The sequence below is a fragment of the Escherichia sp. WS1265 genome, from assembly GCF_046487585.1.
Classification (GTDB): Bacteria; Pseudomonadota; Gammaproteobacteria; order Enterobacterales; family Enterobacteriaceae; genus Escherichia; species Escherichia coli.
In genome coordinates this window covers 285,179-303,465 of the sequence record NZ_JBJQJE010000002.1, presented here as the reverse complement: position 1 = coordinate 303,465, position 18,287 = coordinate 285,179, and the positions used below count along the sequence as shown (strand labels likewise).

Genomic DNA, 18,287 nt, shown 5'->3' with positions numbered 1-18,287 from the left:
GATATACTTAAGGTTGTAATAAGCAAAAGAGGACTGAACTGTAAAATATAGGCGTTATACTTTACAGCAACAGTACGCCGCTAACGCAATTGCTACCTCTGGCATAACAAGTATATCGGGTAAGGGTTTCTGTTCCGCACACGCAGGCGCAGAGTATCGTTAAGATGTCCATATTGTTGTTTTAATCCCGCTAGTAATGCGCTACGGGTATTTAATATTGTTAAACCCTGATAATCGCTCCGGTTATTTCCGGGATAAATGTACTACCGCAGTTACTATCATAGCCCCGACAATAAAACTTGCCGGGGCTTTTTTGACGCTATAAATGACTTTCTTTTTCGCGTAAACGCCAGGCGTGTAATAACGGTTCGGTATAACCGTTTGGCTGTTTCACGCCGAGGAAGATTAAATCGCTGGCAGCTTTAAAAGCACACGAGTTAGCGAAATTCCCCGCCATCGGACGATACGCCGGATCGCCAGCATTTTGCTGATCCACCACTTTCGCCATATTCTCCAGCGACGCCTGCACCTGTTCTTTGGTCAGAATACCGTGACGTAACCAGTTGGCGATATGCTGGCTGGAGATGCGCAGCGTTGCGCGGTCTTCCATCAACGCCACGTTGTGAATATCCGGCACTTTTGAACAACCAATCCCCTGCTCCACCCAGCGCACCACATACCCCAGAATCCCCTGCACGTTGTTATCCAGCTCTTGTTGGATCTCTTCCACCGACCAGTTAGCGTTTTCAGCAACCGGAATAGTCAGCAGATCATCCAGCAGCGGTTCAAATTCAGCATTGAACTCGGTCTGGGCAATATTGGCTTGCACGCTCTGTACGTTGGTTTGGTGGTAGTGCAGCGCATGGAGCGTAGCGGCAGTTGGCGACGGAACCCAGGCCGTGTTTGCCCCGGCACGCAGTTGGTCGCCCTTCTGGCTGTACATGTCTGCCATCAGATCCGGCATTGCCCACATGCCTTTACCAATTTGCGCTTTACCGCGCAGCCCACAGAACAGGCCGGAAAGCACATTATTACGCTCGTAGGCTTTGATCCACGGCGTCGATTTCATCTGGTTTTTACGCAGCATCGGGCCAGCTTCCATCACCGAATGCATTTCATCGCCGGTACGGTCGAGGAAACCGGTATTGATGAACGCCACGCGGTTGCGCGCCTGAGCGATACAGCTACGCAAGTTCAGCGAGGTTCGGCGTTCTTCATCCATAATGCCCATTTTCAGGGTATTCGGTGCCATACCGAGCATTGTCTCAACGCGGGTAAACAGTTTGTTGGCGAACGCCACTTCCTGCGGACCGTGCATTTTCGGTTTCACAATATAGACGCTGCCAGTGCGCGAGTTTTTCTGCACTTTTAAATCATAGAGGGCAATCGCGCCTGTCATGACGCCATCAAGAATGCCTTCCGGGATTTCATTGCCTTCGCTGTCCCAAATCACAGGAATGGTCATCAAATGACCCACGTTGCGGATAAACAGCAGCGAGCGTCCGTGCAGAGAAATTTCAGAGCCATCGGCGGCGGTGTAATGACGATCGTCATTCAGTTTACGCACGATTTTCCGACCGTTTTTTTCCATTTTCTCTTGCAGAGTCCCCTGCATCAGGCCCAGCAGGTTGCGGTACAGCAGGATTTTATCTTCCGCATCAACCGCCGCGACCGAATCTTCGCAGTCGAGAATGGTACTGATGGCCGCTTCGACGATAACATCGTTGATGTGCGCCGGATCGTCTTTGCCAATCCGCCCGTTGGCATCAATTTGCAGTTCAATATGCAGACCGTTATTTTTCAGCAAAATGCAGGTCGGCGCAGCGGCATTGCCACGGTAACCGACAAACTGCGCCGGGGTGCGTAACGTGGTTTCTTTACCATTTTTCAACTGGATGTGTAATTGTTTATCAACCACCTTAAACGCCACCACATCCTGATAGCTGCCGTTTTCCAGCGGTAGTGATTCATCGAGGAAACGCCGAACCCAGGCGATAACCTGCTCACCGCGCTGCGGATCGTAGCCGCTGACCATCGCTCCTTCCTGCGGGATGATGTCGCTGCCGTATAACGCATCGTACAGTGAGCCCCAGCGAGCGTTCGCCGCGTTCAGCGCGTAGCGGGCGTTCATTGCCGGAACCACCAGCTGTGGCCCCGCCTGGCTGGTGATTTCGCTGTCAATGCCCGTGGTTTCCACCGTCACGCGATCCGGTTGCGGCACCAGGTAGCCCAGTTCACGCAGGAAAGATTTATAGGCCGCTTTATCTTTTACCGACCCCGGATTGCTGCGATGCCACTCATCAAGCGCCGCCTGAATGCGATCGCGCTCTGCCAGCAACTGACGATTTTCTGGTGCCAGATCGTGAACAATCTCATCAACATTGCGCCAGAACGCGGCAGCATCCAGTTCCACGCCCGGCAAAACTTCTTCATCCACAAAACGTTTAAAATTGGCGTCAATGCGTAAACGGCCCTGGGTTATGGTTTGACTCATTGTTTCTCTCCTCGTTTTCGCTTATTTCGCCAACACCGCTGCTGCCGCTTTCGCGACCTGGGCATCCTGTGCTCCGGTTAAACCAGAAACGCCCACGGCACCAATAATTTGCCCATCAACAACAACCGGTACGCCGCCTTCCAGCGACGTTAATAACGGCGCAGTCACGAACGCGGTACGTCCGTTGTTCACCATCTCTTCATAGCCCTTAGTTTCACGACGCCCCAGCGCGGCGGTACGCGCTTTCTCCTGGGCGATGTAAGCCGCAATCGGCGCGCAATCGTCCATGCGACTTAACGCCAGCAGATGACCGCCGTCATCGGCAACAGCAATGGAAACAGACCAGTTATTTTTCTGCGCCTCTTCCTGACCTGCGGCAATAATTGCACTCGCCATTTGCTGGCTAAGAATGACTTTAGTTTTCATTTTGTTATTCCTTTTCAAGGGCTTGTTCTACAATTTCAATCCAGTGACGCACAGAGGTACGACCGGCGCTCGCCAGATGCGTCTGGCAACCAATGTTGGCGGTGACGATCATTTCCGGTTTGCCGCTTTCCAGCGCATTCATTTTGTTATCCCGCAGCTGGCGTGCCAGATCGGGATGCGTTAACGCATATGTTCCCGCTGAACCGCAGCACAGATGGCTGTCGGGAACGTCCGTTAAGGTAAATCCAAGACGAAGTAACACTTTTTCCACTTCGCCGTTCAGCTTTTGCGCATGTTGCAGGGTACACGGGCAGTGGAAGGCCAGTTTTTTATCGCCGCGAATTGCCAGTTTTTCCAGCGGTTCCTTGCGCAGAAGTTCGACTAAATCGACCGCCAGTTCACTGACCTGACGCGCTTTATCGGCATACAACGCATCGTTTTTCAGCATCTGCCCATACTCTTTAACGAACGCGCCGCAACCGCTGGCGGTTTGCAAAATTGCCTCGGCACCTGCTTCAATCGCGGGCCACCAGGCATCAATATTATTGCGCGCCCGCGCTAACCCTTTCTCTTGCGCATTAAGATGATAGTCCACCGCGCCACAACAGCCTGCTTCGTTAGCTGGCATGACGCTGATCCCCAGACGATCCAGCACTCGCGCAGTTGCCGCGTTGGTGTTGGGCGAAAGCGTAGGCTGGGCGCAGCCTTCCAGCATTAAAACCCGACGCTTATGGCGCAGCGGTGGACGCGGTTTAGCTTTCACGGTTTCAGCAGGCAGTTTTGCTCTGACCTGTTCCGGTAAAAACGGTCGCAGCACCAGCCCTACCTGCGTCAGCGCACGGAAGACCGCCGGACGCGGCACTACCTGGCGCAATCCTTCGCGCAGCATTCGCTCCGGCAGTGGGCGTTTCACTTTCTGCTCGACAATATCACGCCCGATATCCAGCAAATTGTGATAGCGCACACCAGAAGGACAGGTGGTTTCACAATTGCGGCAAGTGAGACAGCGATCGAGATGCTCCTGTGTTTTAAGCGTGACTTCGTTACCTTCCAGCACCTGTTTAATCAGATAGATGCGCCCGCGCGGCCCGTCCAGTTCATCGCCCAGGAGCTGATAGGTTGGGCAGGTTGCGGTACAAAATCCGCAGTGAACACAGGCACGCAGGATGCTGTCGGCTTCCAGCGCCCGCGCGTTCTGCCGCATCTCTTCGGTTAATCGGGTTTGCATAGCCTGCTCCTCAAAGTTCCGCGTACATGCGACCGGGGTTAAACACGCCGCAAGGGTCGAGCTGCTGTTTAAGCTGCTGGTGATAGCGGAATAAAGGAGCCGGTAGCGGGGCAAAACCACCATCTCCGGCACTAAAGCGGGTCGCATGACCGCCAGCGTTGCGGGCGATGCGATGGATTTGATTGTCCTCGGCTGTCGATTTCAGCCAGCGTAGCGCCCCGCCCCAGTCGATCAGTTGCTCGCCGGGTAAATCTATCATCGGCGCATCGCTGGGTAAGGAAATGCGCCATAAGGTACCTGGTAACGAGAAGAACGGCAGTTGTTGTTCACGCAATTGCTGCCAGAACTGACCCGCAACCTCTTCGCCCCCCAGCAGTTCACGCGCTGCTTTTACCGATCCTTCGCCGCCCTCAAGGCGGATCCACAACGCATTGTCGAAGTAACATAAGCCACTAATGGGTAATGGCTGGAGTTGCCACTGGGCGATTTCATTCATGGCTTCTTGCAGGCTGATTTCCCGACGCAGGCTCAGAGAGGCGCGCGGTCGCGGTAACACTTTCATCGAGATTTCGGTAAGTACGCCAAGACAACCGTAGCTTCCGGCCATTAACCGTGAGAGATCGTATCCGGCAACGTTTTTCATCACTTCGCCACCAAAACGCAGATGTTTTCCAGTGCCGGTAATGATGCGCGTGCCGAGGACAAAATCGCGGACCGAACCGCTCCACGGGCGACGCGGCCCCGCCAGCCCGCAGGCGACCATCCCGCCCCAGGTGGCTTCTTCACCATAATGTGGCGGCTCGCAGGGGAGCATTTGCCCGGCGCTCTCCAGCGCCGCTTCAATCGCCACCAGCGGCGTTCCGGCACGAGCGGTTATCACCAGCTCGGTCGGGTCGTAATTAACAATTCCGCGATGACAACGCACATCCAGCGTTTGCCCGGTGACAGGACGACCTAAAAAGGCTTTGCTATTGCTGCCCTGAATCACCAGCGGCGTTTTATCGCTAATCGCCTGATTCACCTGCTCCAGCAGCGCCTGGCTGTAATCACACTCGCGTAGCATCAGAAACGCTCCAGTTCAGGGAAAGGTAAATGACCGTGATGCACATGCATGGCACCAAATTCAGCACAGCGGTGTAGCGTGGGAATGTTTTTCCCAGGGTTCAGCAAACCATCGGGGTCAAACGCCGCCTTGACCGCATGGAAGGTCGTGATTTCATCGCTGTTGAACTGGGCGCACATTTGATTGATTTTTTCTCGCCCGATGCCATGTTCCCCACTGATGCTGCCGCCAACTTCAACGCAGAGTTCGAGGATCTTCCCGCCCAGCTCTTCCGCGCGGGCAAATTCACCGGGTTCGTTGGCATCGAAAAGGATTAACGGGTGCATGTTGCCATCTCCGGCATGAAAGACGTTAGCAACACGTAAATCATATTGCTGCGATAAACGGGCAATGCCTTCCAGTACGCCAGGCAGAGCGCGGCGCGGGATGGTGCCATCCATGCAGTAGTAATCCGGGGAGATTCGTCCTACCGCAGGGAACGCATTTTTACGACCGGCCCAGAAACGTACGCGCTCTGCTTCGTCCTGTGCCAGACGGACGTCAGTCGCGCCCGCTTTCAACAAGATGTCGTTAACCCGCTCACAGTCTTCCTGTACGTCAGACTCCACGCCGTCCAGCTCGCATAACAAAATCGCTTCGGCGTCGACGGGATAACCGGCATGAATAAAATCTTCCGCTGCGCGGATCGACAGGTTATCCATCATCTCCAGCCCGCCGGGGATAATGCCATTGGCGATGATGTCACCAACTGCAAGTCCGGCTTTTTCTACCGAGTCAAAGCTGGCTAACAGAACCCGCGCCACGGGCGGCTTCGGCAACAGCTTCACCGTTACTTCGGTGGTCACGCCGAGCATACCTTCCGATCCGGTGAACAGCGCCAGCAGGTCAAAACCAGGCGAATCCAGCGCGTCCGATCCCAGCGTCAGCGCCTCGCCGTCCAGCGTTTGCACTTCAATTTTCAGCAAGTTATGTACGGTCAGACCATATTTCAGGCAGTGGACGCCACCGGCATTTTCCGCCACATTGCCGCCAATTGAACAGGCGATTTGTGAGGAAGGATCCGGCGCGTAATAGAGATTATGCGGCGCAACGGCCTGGGAGATCGCCAGGTTACGCACGCCCGGCTGCACGCGCGCGCGGCGACCAACGGGGTTAATGTCGAGGATCTCTTTAAAGCGCGCCATCACCAACAACACACCTTTTTCCAGCGGCAGCGCGCCACCAGAAAGCCCAGTGCCTGCACCACGGGTCACCACCGATACACGCAGGCGGTGACAAACAGCCAGAATCGCTGTCACCTGTTCCATTTGCTTAGGCAGAACAACCAGTAATGGACGCGTGCGATACGCGCTCAACCCGTCACACTCATAAGGAATGATCTCCTCATCGGTATGCAGGATCTCAAGTCCAGGGACATGCTCACGCAGTGCCATCAGTACCGATGTGCGGTCGACATCGGGTAAAGCGCCATCAAGACGCTCTTCGTACAAGATGCTCATGAGTAGGCTTCGCTTTGTTGTGTTGTGTGGCAGCTGATTTTTGCGCGCTGCTTCTGTGAACAGTTATTAAGCGGGCTTTTCGTTTTCGTCTATCTCTTTAGCTACCGGTCAGACCATTTTTTTTCCAGCTCTGTGACCTTGTCTTGGTTAACTTAATGTTAAATTGATGTAACATAATCACTTACGTGATGTGCGTGTTTTGCGAGTTAAGAACAGAAAAATTGGTCCTACCTGTGCACGAGGTCCGGGAATGAAAGATGAACGTCGCCCTATTTGCGAAGTGGTTGCAGAGAGTATCGAACGGTTAATTATCGACGGCGTACTGAAGGTCGGTCAGCCGCTTCCCTCGGAACGTCGACTGTGTGAAAAGCTCGGCTTCTCACGCTCCGCACTGCGTGAAGGGCTGACCGTGCTGCGCGGGCGCGGGATTATTGAAACAGCGCAGGGTCGCGATTCTCGTGTCGCACGGCTTAATCGGGTGCAGGACACCAGCCCGCTGATCCATCTGTTCAGTACGCAGCCGCGAACGCTGTACGATCTGCTCGACGTTCGCGCATTGCTGGAGGGCGAATCGGCAAGGCTGGCGGCAACGCTGGGAACCCAGGCTGATTTTGTTGTGATAACCCGCTGTTATGAAAAAATGCTCGCCGCCAGTGAGAACAACAAAGAGATTTCGCTGATCGAACATGCGCAGTTGGATCACGCTTTCCATCTCGCCATTTGTCAGGCTTCTCACAATCAGGTGCTGGTGTTTACACTGCAATCATTGACCGATCTGATGTTTAATTCAGTGTTTGCCAGCGTAAATAATCTCTACCATCGACCACAGCAAAAAAAGCAGATCGATCGCCAGCATGCACGGATCTACAACGCGGTGTTGCAGCGTCTGCCGCACGTCGCCCAGCGCGCAGCACGTGATCATGTGCGGACCGTGAAAAAGAATCTCCACGATATCGAGCTGGAAGGTCACCATTTGATTCGCTCGGCGGTGCCGCTGGAGATGAACCAGAGTTAGCTGGTATTAAATCTGCTTTTCATACAATCGGTAACGCTTGTACGGCTCCGCCCCAATGCGTTCCAGCATGTTATTCATGCCTGTATTGGTTTCGAGGATCCATGACATCTCCAGCGCATCGATCTTCCAGCGGGCAAACGGATCGCGTAAGGCTTCAATCAATAACAGCGCAATCACCGGGCCGATGCGGCTGAACTGATACTCGCCCCGCACGCCCATCAGCGGTACTCGCGCAGTTCGCACACCGCTGACTTTCAAACGCCACAGCAATTTTGCCCAGCCGAAGGGAAAGAGCGATCCGTTCAGATCGGCAATCGCCTCGTTGATGTTCGGCAAGCCGACAATAAACGCGCAGGGTGCAGAATCAATCTCAGCGATGTAGATCATATCGTCCGGCACCAGATATTTAAGTTGATCGCCCATGGTCGCGAACTCATGTTCGGTAAACGGCACAAATCCCCAGTTATGCTGCCAGCCAGAGTTGAAAATCTCACGCAGGATCAGCATCTCTTCGGCAAACCGCTGGCGATTGATGCAGCGAATGGTCACCTTTTTGCGCACCTGATCCATCAGTTTTTTTAGCGCCGGAGAGAAAGTAAGATCGGTTCGCTGCATCCACCACGCCAGTAAATCAATGCCTTTGTGATAACCCAATTGTTCAATATGCGCGGCATACCACGGTTTACCGTGCGGCATCATCGCACAGGGTGGTGTATCGAAACCTTCAATCAGTAATCCGCTTTCCTGATTGATATTCAGGCTGAAAGGACCGCTGATCTTACTTGCACCTTGTGACTTCAACCACGCTTCCGCTGCGCCAAACAACGCGGCAAAAACCTGCGGATCATCAATGGCGTCAATCATGCCGAAATGACCGGTATCTTTGCCGTAACGCTCGCGGTGCAAGGTATCTATTTGCGCGGTAATACGCCCAACTATCTGCCCGGCTTTTTTTGCCACCCACGCCTGCCAGATGATATGGTCCGTCCCCGGATTTTTCGCAGACAAATGCTCGTTGCGTTCAATGAATAAAGGGGGTATCCAGTTTGGATCGTCGGGATAAAGTGATGACGGAAAAGCGATAAATGCCTTAAGGTCATTTTTATTAATTACTTTTTCAATTTTAATCATCAGCAGATCGCATTCCATAGTTCTGTGGGTAACAAATAATTAACGGTGACAAACAGGTTGCAACAGCAACGAACGGCACCTTAATAATCAACCCAATGAATACAAACGACGAATAAATAGTATTTATTAATGATTACGATAAGGTTAGAGACTACACAGAAGCGCCACAATGCCTTTTATCAATTTAAGGCGACCGGACAAGGCTTCTTCTTAATATATTCATAAATTAAATATCATTCACAATAAAAACAAAAAAACTCAAACTCATTATTTAAATCAATGTTCATTTTCACACTGATGAAAATACTATCTCATTTATCTTTTATGCCTATATAATCCACCGCATTATTGTCATTTTATTTTTGATATCCAATTTTTTCGTGGTGTATATGTCTAATAAAATCTTTACGCATTCCCTACCTATGCGCTATGCCGATTTTCCAACGCTGGTTGATGCTTTGGACTATGCCGCTCTGAGTAGCGCCGGAATGAATTTTTATGACAGACGTTGCCAACTTGAAGATCAACTGGAATATCAGACGTTAAAAGCGCGTGCCGAAGCTGGTGCGAAGCGGTTGTTATCGCTGAACCTGAAAAAAGGCGATCGCGTGGCGCTGATTGCCGAAACCAGTAGCGGGTTCGTAGAGGCTTTTTTTTCCTGCCAGTATGCCGGCTTAGTCGCCGTCCCGTTGGCAATTCCAATGGGCGTCGGTCAGCGGGATTCCTGGAGCGCCAAACTGCAGGGTTTACTGGCAAGTTGCCAGCCCGCAGCCATTATCACTGGTGATGAGTGGTTGCCACTGGTCAATGCTGCTACGCATAACAACCCCGAATTACATGTTTTAAGCCACGCCTGGTTTAAGGCATTACCGGAAGCCGATGTTGCACTCCAGCATCCAGTTCCGAACGATATCGCCTACCTCCAGTACACCTCCGGCAGCACCCGTTTTCCCCGTGGCGTCATTATCACCCATCGCGAAGTGATGGCTAATCTACGTGCTATAAGCCACGATGGCATTAAATTACGCCCTGGCGACCGCTGCGTCTCCTGGCTGCCTTTCTACCATGATATGGGACTGGTCGGCTTTCTCCTGACCCCCGTCGCCACGCAGCTTTCAGTAGATTATTTGCGCACTCAGGATTTTGCCATGCGTCCTCTGCAATGGCTTAAATTGATCAGTAAAAATCGCGGCACCGTTTCCGTTGCGCCGCCGTTTGGCTATGAATTGTGCCAGCGCCGCGTGAATGAAAAAGATCTCGCTGAACTGGATCTTTCCTGCTGGCGCGTCGCTGGTATTGGTGCAGAACCCATCTCCGCAGAACAACTCCATCAATTCGCTGAATGTTTCCGTCAGGTCAACTTTGACGATAAAACTTTCATGCCGTGCTACGGACTGGCAGAAAATGCGCTGGCTGTCAGCTTCTCTGATGAAGCTTCCGGGGTTGTGGTTAACGAAGTGGATCGCGACATCCTTGAATATCAGGGCAAAGCCGTCGCGCCGGGTGCTGAAACACGCGCCGTATCGACTTTCGTCAACTGCGGTAAAGCGTTGCCGGAACATGGCATTGAAATCCGCAATGAAGCAGGTATGCCGGTCGCGGAACGTGTGGTAGGCCATATTTGCATCTCCGGCCCCAGCCTGATGAGCGGTTACTTTGGCGACCAGGTTTCGCAAGACGAGATTGCCGCGACGGGCTGGTTAGATACCGGCGACCTCGGTTATCTGCTGGACGGTTATCTGTATGTCACCGGACGCATTAAAGATCTGATTATTATTCGTGGCCGTAATATCTGGCCGCAGGATATTGAATATATTGCGGAACAGGAACCGGAAATTCATTCTGGCGATGCGATTGCTTTTGTTACCGCCCAGGAAAAAATCATTCTGCAGATCCAGTGTAGGATCAGCGACGAAGAACGTCGTGGGCAGCTTATCCACGCACTGGCAGCACGGATCCAAAGCGAATTTGGCGTAACAGCGGCTATCGATCTGTTGCCGCCCCACAGTATTCCCCGAACGTCCTCCGGCAAGCCTGCCCGTGCGGAAGCGAAAAAACGTTATCAGAAGGCTTATGCTGCAAGCCTTCATGTGCAGGAATCCCTGGCATGAATCAAACTGTCGCGGTGACGGGCGCTACCGGGTTTATCGGTAAATATATTATCGATAACCTGCTCGCCCGCGGCTTTCACGTTCGCGCATTGACGCGTACTGCCCGCGCTCACGTCAATGATAATCTCATCTGGGTGAGCGGTTCGCTGGAAGATACACATTCGCTTAGCGAACTGGTTGCCGGAGCCAGCGCGGTGGTCCATTGCGCCGGACAAGTGCGCGGACACAAAGAAGAGATTTTTACCCGCTGTAACGTTGACGGCAGCCTGCGCCTGATGCAAGCGGCAAAAGAGAGCGGCTTTTGCCAACGTTTTCTGTTTATCTCTTCGCTGGCGGCGCGTCATCCCGAACTCTCCTGGTACGCAAATTCCAAACACGTCGCCGAACAACGACTGACCGCAATGGCTGACGAAATTACGCTGGGCATTTTTCGCCCGACAGCCGTGTATGGTCCCGGCGATAAAGAGTTAAAACCGCTGTTTGACTGGATGCTGCGCGGCCTGCTGCCACGACTTGGTGCGCCAGATACACAGCTGTCTTTCCTGCACGTCACCGATTTCGCGCAAGCCGTGGGGCAGTGGTTAAGCGCCGAAACTGTACAGACGCAAACCTATGAATTATGCGATGGCGTCGCCGGCGGCTATGACTGGCAACGCGTACAGCAACTTGCCGCCGACGCCCGTTGCGGTTCCGTTCGAATGGTTGGTATTCCTCTGTCGGTACTCACCTGCCTTGCGGATATCAGTACCGCGTTGAGTCGCCTGGCAGGTAAAGAACCTATGCTGACCCGCTCGAAAATCCGTGAATTAACCCACGCCGACTGGTCAGCAAGTAATAACCGTATTTCTGAAGATATTAATTGGTTTCCCGGGATTAGCCTGGAACACGCATTACGCAACGGGCTATTTTGATTGTCTTGTTTAAAGGTGTGTTAACGTTTCTATGGTAAATCGTGAAATAGTAATGGATTACATCCTTTCCTGTTTACAGGATTTGGTCGAAAACGGTGTGGAAATTAAGCCCGACAGCGATCTCGTCAACGATCTTGGCCTGGAGTCGATCAAAGTGATGGATCTCTTAATGATGCTGGAAGACAGATTCGATATTTCCATTCCTATTAATATTCTGCTGGATGTCAAAACCCCTGCGCAATTAATGGAAACACTACTTCCATGGCTGGAGAATAAATAATGGGGCTATACGATAAATATGCGCGCCTTGCTGGCGAGCGACTGCAATTTAGTGACAACGGGTTAACACCGTTTGGCACCTGTATTGATGAAGTGTATTCCGCCACCGAAGGTCGGATCGGCAATAAAAAAGTGATTCTGGCCGGGACCAATAATTATCTCGGTTTAACCTTTAATCATGATGCCATCGCCGAAGGTCAGGCAGCGTTAGCGGCCCAAGGCACCGGCACCACCGGTTCTCGTATGGCAAACGGCAGTTATGCGCCGCATCTGGCGTTAGAGAAAGAGATCGCCGAGTTTTTTAATCGCCCTACCGCTATCGTTTTTTCAACCGGTTATACCGCTAATTTAGGCGTCATCAGCGCACTTGCCGACCATAACGCCGTGGTGTTACTGGATGCCGACAGCCACGCCAGTATTTATGACGCCTGTTCTCTCGGTGGCGCGGAAATTATTCGTTTCCGCCATAACGATGCCAACGATCTGGAACGGCGCATGGTTCGCCTCGGTGAACGGGCAAAAGAGGCGATTATCATCGTTGAAGGCATCTACAGTATGCTCGGTGACGTTGCGCCGCTGGCGGAAATTGTTGATATCAAACGTCGTCTCGATGGTTATTTGATTGTCGATGAAGCGCATTCGTTTGGCGTGTTAGGCGCAACGGGGCGCGGACTGGCTGAAGCCGTTGGCGTTGAAGATGATGTGGATATTATCGTTGGTACTTTCAGTAAAAGTCTGGCCTCGATTGGCGGTTTTGCTGTCGGTTCGGAAGCGATGGAAGTGCTGCGCTACGGCAGCCGCCCGTATATTTTTACCGCCTCTCCTTCTCCGTCCTGCATTGCGACCGTGCGCTCGTCGTTAAGAACCATTGCTACACAACCAGAGTTGCGGCAAAAGCTGATGGATAACGCCAACCATCTGTATGACGGTCTGCAAAAACTGGGTTACGAGTTAAGTTCACATATTAGCCCGGTAGTGCCAGTAATAATCGGTTCGAAAGAGGAAGGTTTACGCATCTGGCGCGAGCTTATTTCGCTGGGCGTTTATGTGAATCTTATCCTGCCACCTGCCGCGCCTGCAGGCATCACGCTGCTGCGCTGTAGCGTAAACGCTGCCCACAGTCGTGAGCAAATTGATGCCATCATTCAAGCGTTCGCTACTCTGAAGCAGTAATGTGAGCCCGCTGTGGCGCTGCGCCACGGCGGGTTTAATGTTGTCTGTCATACCAATACACCAGGCTCAACGCCATCAGCACAAACGCTACCGGTAAACCGAGCGCGGTAACAGGTGCGCTCAACGCAAATAGCAACCCCAGATTGACCATGATTTGATAGCTGATCCAGGTGAGTAAGCCCACGATGACGCCTACAGCGAGACGGCTACCCATCCCAGGCGAACGCGGGGCACTAAAGGTAAACGGCACAGCCAGCAAAATCATCGCCAGGGTCAGGATGGGTTGCCCCAGTTTTTCCCACAGTGCAAGGCGGTATTCGCTGCTGGGTTGCCCGGTTTCCTGCAAATAATGGATGTAATGATTAAGCTGACGGACAGAAAAAGTATTCCCCGGCATCGATAGCTCTTCAAGATCCATACTGGTGAAGGCCGATTGCCAGGCAAGATTATCTAATGTTTCCAGCGTTTCTTTGCCATTCAGCCATTTTTTATGATTCACACCATGCAGGACCCACGTTTTGTCGTCTTCAATGGTGGCACTGCGTGCATAAATGTAGGATTCGAGCGAGAGATCGTCGCGGTAATGAAATATCTCCACGCCCACCGGCTGGCCCTGCTCGTTCAGCGATTTCACCGTCACAAATTCATTACCACGCCTGGCCCACAGCATATTGCCGGTAATGTCATCGTCCTCCCCCAACGCGGTGGCGGTCGATTTGATTTGCAACGCCTGTTGCTGCAATGGCGACGCCACCCACTCATCTATCGCGCCTAACGAAACAGTCCACAATATCCCGGCAACCAGCGCCACCAGTGCAATACGGAAGATAGAAAACCCCGTGCTGCGAATGGCGGTAAGCTCACTGTTTTTCGATAACTGCCCCAGTCCAACAATACCACCCAATAACGCGATAAACGGCGAAAGTTCGACCAGTGTGCGCGGTAAGGTCATTAGCACCACCAGCACCGCCTGAGTCCAGCGATAACCGCCCGGGCTGACACCATCCAGTTCGTTAATCAGGTTGAAGGTGGTAAAAAGCGGCAGCAATAGCCCTGCAGCGGCGGCAAAACCGAGAAAGAGATGATGGATTAAATAGCGACTGAAAACATTCATCGGGAAAATTTCTGCAGCAAAGAGAAGTCACGTGCGACCAGTATCAGCAGGCCCATTAGCATGAGTCCGGGCACTAACCACAAACCAGGAATGAGGGGAATCGCGCCGTTAGCCACCAGCGTACGGCAGACGTCGCCGCCATAAAAAATGGCAATAAACAGCAACGTCAGTGGCAATAACGTTGAAAATCGCCCTTGCCGCGGTTTTACCCGACTTAATGAAATGGCCAGCAGCGCCATCAACAATGCGGTCAGGCCACGGCTTTGTCGCCATTGCAGTTCGGCATGATCGGCAGGAAAGGCGGAGCGCGCCAGCTCCGTGACCGATTTCGCTTTGCGTTTGACGTTCGGGCTTTGATCCAGCGGATTCAGATGTAATTGCAGATTACGGTAGATCTGTTCGTTGTCGTCACGCCCCTGATGATCGAGAAGATAGGCAGTGCCGTTGTGCAACATAACGGTCGGTTTCTCGGGTGATGGGTCAACCACATCAACCGAACGGGCGCGGAAAATACGGGTTCGATTGGCAGTAGAAGTATAAATCAGCGCGTCAGTCAGGCGATTATTATCCTGATCAACCGTCTGCGAAAGGATCATTCGTCCGTTATCGTTAGTGTTAAATTTCTTTGCCCGCAACTGGCGAACATCCAGCTCCGACTGCGACTGTTGCTCCAGTTGATAAATCTGCGCATAAGCCCACGGACGACCATACATCGACAGAAGGGTGACAAAAATACTTAGCGGTATCGCCAGATAAAGAACGGCTTTGTACAAGCGTCCCGGACTGCCCCCCGCCGCAGAGATAGCTGTGATTTCCGAATCGGTATACATCTGCCCTAGCGTCACGCCAACTGACACATACAGTCCAACAGGTAACAACATCTCCAGTGCAATCAGCACTTTGTAGAAAACGATATCCAGCACAACATCAAGAGCTAATGTCCCATTTGCCGCTTCGGTCAGATAACGCTGTGCGGAGTAGCTGGCGAAAATAAAGATCAGAAAACCGACGATAATCAGCACCAGACGGCGCGTACCACGCATGATGTAGTGTTCAACCAGCTTCATCTCACTAACGCCCTCAATCCTTTGAGTTTTTTATTCATTGATCAGCTTCTGCGCCAGCGCAATGACATGATCTACCTCTTCCGGCGTCAGGCTGCCGTCCTTTGCCCACTGAATTTGCCCGGTTTTATTCAGCACCAGAATGGTTGAACTCTGCTCCGGCAACCGCCAGGCAACGCGTCCCAGTCCATTGCCGTCAATAACGAATTGCGCCCACGGATAGCGGCGTTTATTTTTTTCGATTTTGCCAACGACAAAATAGCCAGTACCAAAGATGGCATCATCGGTGTTCACAATGGTGGTGGGCTGAAAACGATCCTGCGGAAAGTTTGCCGCTTCAACCGCTTTAATTAACAGTGAGTTCTTTTTCTTCGCCGACTTACGCCCGGCGATATACTGAATAATGCGGACTTTTCCCGCCAGCTGTGTGCTGTTCCACTTTTGGTAGTGAATTTCGTCGTCGCTGTTCAGAAGCAGCTCGCCGCCTTCCTGGATATAAACAGGGGTAACCGTTTTACCAGTGACGAAATTGTGTGCCACCGCGCCTGGCGCTAAGAGTGCGATGATCAGAGCGAAAATCCAACGAGATGGCATTATTGCTCCGGATAGAGTGGGAAACGCGAAATCAGCAGTTCTAAACGCAGGCGAATATCGCTATCCAGCGCCACCGGTGCATCATATGACCGGCGGTTCTCCATATCATCCGCCACCATGTCGTCGTGCTTATCCCCCATCAGACCATTAATGGCGGCGAGAAAACGGGAAATCAGTAACGCCTCTTTATTTTCAGGATCAAGCGATCTTAAGGTGTCGTAATAAGAAACCTGCTGGCTGATGATTTTTCGCACATCATGAAATTCCCTGCCAGTTAGTTGCGGTTTGGCAATAATCTCTTTCAGGATGTACATTTGCTTCTGGCGGTAGGCGATAAAATCGTTCACGGTTTCTAACTGGCTATGGCGCAATGAATAGTTCACCAGCCACCAGACAGGGGAGCTCAAATAAACACGTAACAGGTTACCGTAAAACGACACAATATTTTTCTTACCGTTACGAAAGCCATCCTGAAAATGCCCAAGAAAAACGGTCGTTTTGCCGAATAAAAATCCGGCCTGATGCTTTTTTAAATACGGCCGTTGCGCAAAACGCAGGTGCTTGTAGCGCGCTCGCATGTATTTAAATTGTTTGCGCTCATCAGCAGTCAGCTCATCGCCTTTGGCCTGTTTGCATATTAAACGCAGTAACTCCTGGCGATTGACGCCATTGAGCCAGAATTGCAGGCATAACGCGTAATTATCATGGATGATTTCGGTGGTACAACTTAGTGCGATAGTCGGCGGCAAACTGACCTGTGCATCAACGACATCATCTTCTTCAATCGCAACAAATAGACGCTCGCTCGCCTCAAGCGGGAAATATTTTCTCATCATCAGGATTTCTCTCCGGCTGCGTTATAAAGCAAGGAATGGCGCTGAAAAAACGCCTTTAAGGTTGGAATTAGCGAGAGCACCACATCCAGACATTGCCCAGCGAAGTAAGCAAATGCAGCCCCCAGCACGCCAAACAGATGACAGAACATGAACAGCAATACGATGTAGCCGATTGAGGCGATGGTTTGCGCCACGAGAAAAGCACGCTGTTTTCCCGCCATCAATAGCAATGACTCCTGTGGGAAGCCCAGCATCGAAATCACAATTGCGCCCAGCATCACCTGAATCAGGTCATACGCTTCGAGATACTTAACGCCAAACACCAGCGAAATGAGCGGCTTGCCGACGATCAACACCGCGAGCGCCACCAGAATACCGATTCCGCCCGCCAGTAAACCGGACTTCACGCCTAACAACCACGGTCTGGTGGTGCGCGGATCTAAACGCATCACCTCTGGGTAAAAACTTTTACCCAGTAAACCCGCTGGCGTTCCGGCGGCGTCGAAGAATGTCATGGCGATTTTAAATAACCCGGCGGCAGCGGGTCCTAACACGATCCCCACCAACACTGTGCTGCACGAGTTACGTGCCGACCAGATGGAGTGGGCAATGTTGGTTGACCAGACAAAACTCCACGCGCCTTTAATGTGTCGGGCAGACTCAAACAGATTCAATTTGAAGGCGTTATGGATATTTCTGCGGCGTAATTCGCGCGCGGCAAACCACCAGTACATGGTGCCGCCAACCAGATTCGACACGTACCAGGCAATAACAAAACCCGCAAAACCAAAGTCAAAATACCAGGCTACGACGCTCCCCGCTGCGCGCAGAAAAGGTTTCGTCGCTTGCTGTACAGCAATTAGATCGAAGCGATCTACCGCACGCAGAATGCCGGTCGGCGTGGAGGAAGCCATTGAAGGAATGAGCGTGCAATACAGCGCGGCCAGCCAAAAGCTTTGGTCATCCAGACCTAATGAATGGGAAAGAAAAGGGAGTAAGGCAATGCCGCCGACAATCGCCACCGCGCCGCTGACGATATCCAGCGAGAAGGAAAATGAGACGACATTGCGAAATTGCTGCGGATTATTGTTGGTCAAGGCTGGCGTTCCGTACTGCACCACCAACTGCCATGTCTGAAACTTAATAAAATCGCTGATCGACTTGGCGTACGATTGCACAATCACCAGTACGCCAAACATGGCGGGCGTCATCCCTTTACCGGCACACGAGAGCGCCAACAGACCCAGCAAAGCGCTCACGACATTACTGGAACCTAACCAGGCGCTATTGCGAATAATGGTGCGAAACGCGCCATCTGCAAACCAATGTTTGATGTTAAAACCCGCCAA

Annotated in this window: 16 protein-coding genes; 5 read left to right on the top strand and 11 right to left on the bottom strand. The window is 52.2% G+C overall.

The genetic code is table 11. The annotated features are described in order from the left end of the window. Positions 1-319 precede the first annotated feature (319 nt). The 5 genes from glcB to glcD are packed head-to-tail and all read right to left on the bottom strand — an operon-like array spanning position 320 to position 6,710. Positions 320-2,494 carry a malate synthase G gene (glcB, locus tag ACJHX3_RS03805; protein ID WP_000084117.1) on the bottom strand — a complete coding sequence of 725 codons (2,175 nt, stop codon included), beginning with the start codon at positions 2,492-2,494 and terminating at the stop codon, positions 320-322. 21 nt (positions 2,495-2,515) lie between these two features. Then, positions 2,516-2,920 (bottom strand): heme-binding protein, encoded by a 405-nt coding sequence (locus ACJHX3_RS03800; RefSeq protein WP_001296404.1) that lies wholly within the window; start codon positions 2,918-2,920, stop codon positions 2,516-2,518. 4 nt (positions 2,921-2,924) lie between these two features. Beyond that, positions 2,925-4,148 (bottom strand): glycolate oxidase subunit GlcF, encoded by a 1,224-nt coding sequence (glcF, locus tag ACJHX3_RS03795; protein WP_021521040.1) that lies wholly within the window; start codon positions 4,146-4,148, stop codon positions 2,925-2,927. 10 nt (positions 4,149-4,158) lie between these two features. After that, entirely contained in the window at positions 4,159-5,211 is a 1,053-nt protein-coding gene (gene glcE / locus ACJHX3_RS03790; protein WP_000943072.1) for a glycolate oxidase subunit GlcE, read from the bottom strand. Then, on the bottom strand, positions 5,211-6,710 hold the full coding sequence (gene glcD, locus ACJHX3_RS03785; protein WP_000026140.1) for a glycolate oxidase subunit GlcD: 1,500 nt from the start codon (positions 6,708-6,710) through the stop codon (positions 5,211-5,213). Before glcD ends, glcE begins: the two co-directional genes overlap by 1 nt. Positions 6,711-6,960: 250 nt before the next feature. On the opposite strand from glcD, the gene glcC reads away from it, so the two are divergent. After that, positions 6,961-7,725, top strand: coding sequence for a transcriptional regulator GlcC (gene glcC / locus ACJHX3_RS03780; protein WP_001308066.1), 765 nt, complete (start codon positions 6,961-6,963; stop codon positions 7,723-7,725). Between the two features lie 6 nt (positions 7,726-7,731). Here glcC and yghO read toward each other — a convergent pair whose 3' ends face one another. After that, complete coding sequence (gene yghO, locus ACJHX3_RS03775; protein WP_001377058.1) at positions 7,732-8,874, bottom strand: protein YghO; 1,143 nt, start codon at positions 8,872-8,874, stop codon at positions 7,732-7,734. Between the two features lie 404 nt (positions 8,875-9,278). On the opposite strand from yghO, the gene ACJHX3_RS03770 reads away from it, so the two are divergent. Genes ACJHX3_RS03770 through spt form a run of 4 tightly spaced genes read left to right on the top strand, consistent with a single transcriptional unit; the run spans position 9,279 to position 13,330 of the window. Continuing rightward, the gene (locus ACJHX3_RS03770) at positions 9,279-10,967 is read left to right on the top strand and encodes a fatty acyl-AMP ligase (RefSeq protein WP_001377059.1); all 1,689 of its coding nucleotides are present in this window, start codon (positions 9,279-9,281) and stop codon (positions 10,965-10,967) included. After that, the gene (locus ACJHX3_RS03765; RefSeq protein ID WP_001077130.1) at positions 10,964-11,878 is read left to right on the top strand and encodes an NAD-dependent epimerase/dehydratase family protein; all 915 of its coding nucleotides are present in this window, start codon (positions 10,964-10,966) and stop codon (positions 11,876-11,878) included. The genes ACJHX3_RS03770 and ACJHX3_RS03765 overlap by 4 nt, the downstream gene beginning before the upstream one ends. Before the next feature lie 31 nt (positions 11,879-11,909). Then, positions 11,910-12,158, top strand: coding sequence for an acyl carrier protein (locus ACJHX3_RS03760; protein ID WP_000248097.1), 249 nt, complete (start codon positions 11,910-11,912; stop codon positions 12,156-12,158). Beyond that, complete coding sequence (gene spt / locus ACJHX3_RS03755) at positions 12,158-13,330, top strand: serine palmitoyltransferase (protein ID WP_094308154.1); 1,173 nt, start codon at positions 12,158-12,160, stop codon at positions 13,328-13,330. The genes ACJHX3_RS03760 and spt overlap by 1 nt, the downstream gene beginning before the upstream one ends. A 34-nt stretch (positions 13,331-13,364) precedes the next feature. Here the strand turns inward: spt and lptG are convergent, their stop codons facing one another. From lptG to ACJHX3_RS03730, 5 genes are read right to left on the bottom strand one after another with little or no spacing between them, the layout of a single operon-like run. After that, positions 13,365-14,444, bottom strand: a complete 1,080-nt coding sequence (gene lptG / locus ACJHX3_RS03750; protein WP_094321858.1) for an LPS export ABC transporter permease LptG — start codon at positions 14,442-14,444, stop codon at positions 13,365-13,367. Further along, the gene (lptF, locus tag ACJHX3_RS03745; protein ID WP_000779641.1) at positions 14,441-15,511 is read right to left on the bottom strand and encodes an LPS export ABC transporter permease LptF; all 1,071 of its coding nucleotides are present in this window, start codon (positions 15,509-15,511) and stop codon (positions 14,441-14,443) included. The genes lptG and lptF overlap by 4 nt, the downstream gene beginning before the upstream one ends. A gap of 30 nt (positions 15,512-15,541) precedes the next feature. Next, a complete protein-coding gene (locus ACJHX3_RS03740; protein ID WP_001141147.1) occupies positions 15,542-16,102 on the bottom strand; it encodes a YtfJ family protein in 561 nt (186 codons plus the stop codon). Then, positions 16,102-16,938, bottom strand: a complete 837-nt coding sequence (locus ACJHX3_RS03735; RefSeq protein ID WP_094321857.1) for a hypothetical protein — start codon at positions 16,936-16,938, stop codon at positions 16,102-16,104. The genes ACJHX3_RS03740 and ACJHX3_RS03735 overlap by 1 nt, the downstream gene beginning before the upstream one ends. Beyond that, entirely contained in the window at positions 16,938-18,287 is a 1,350-nt protein-coding gene (locus ACJHX3_RS03730) for a lipopolysaccharide biosynthesis protein (RefSeq protein ID WP_000896884.1), read from the bottom strand. The genes ACJHX3_RS03735 and ACJHX3_RS03730 overlap by 1 nt, the downstream gene beginning before the upstream one ends.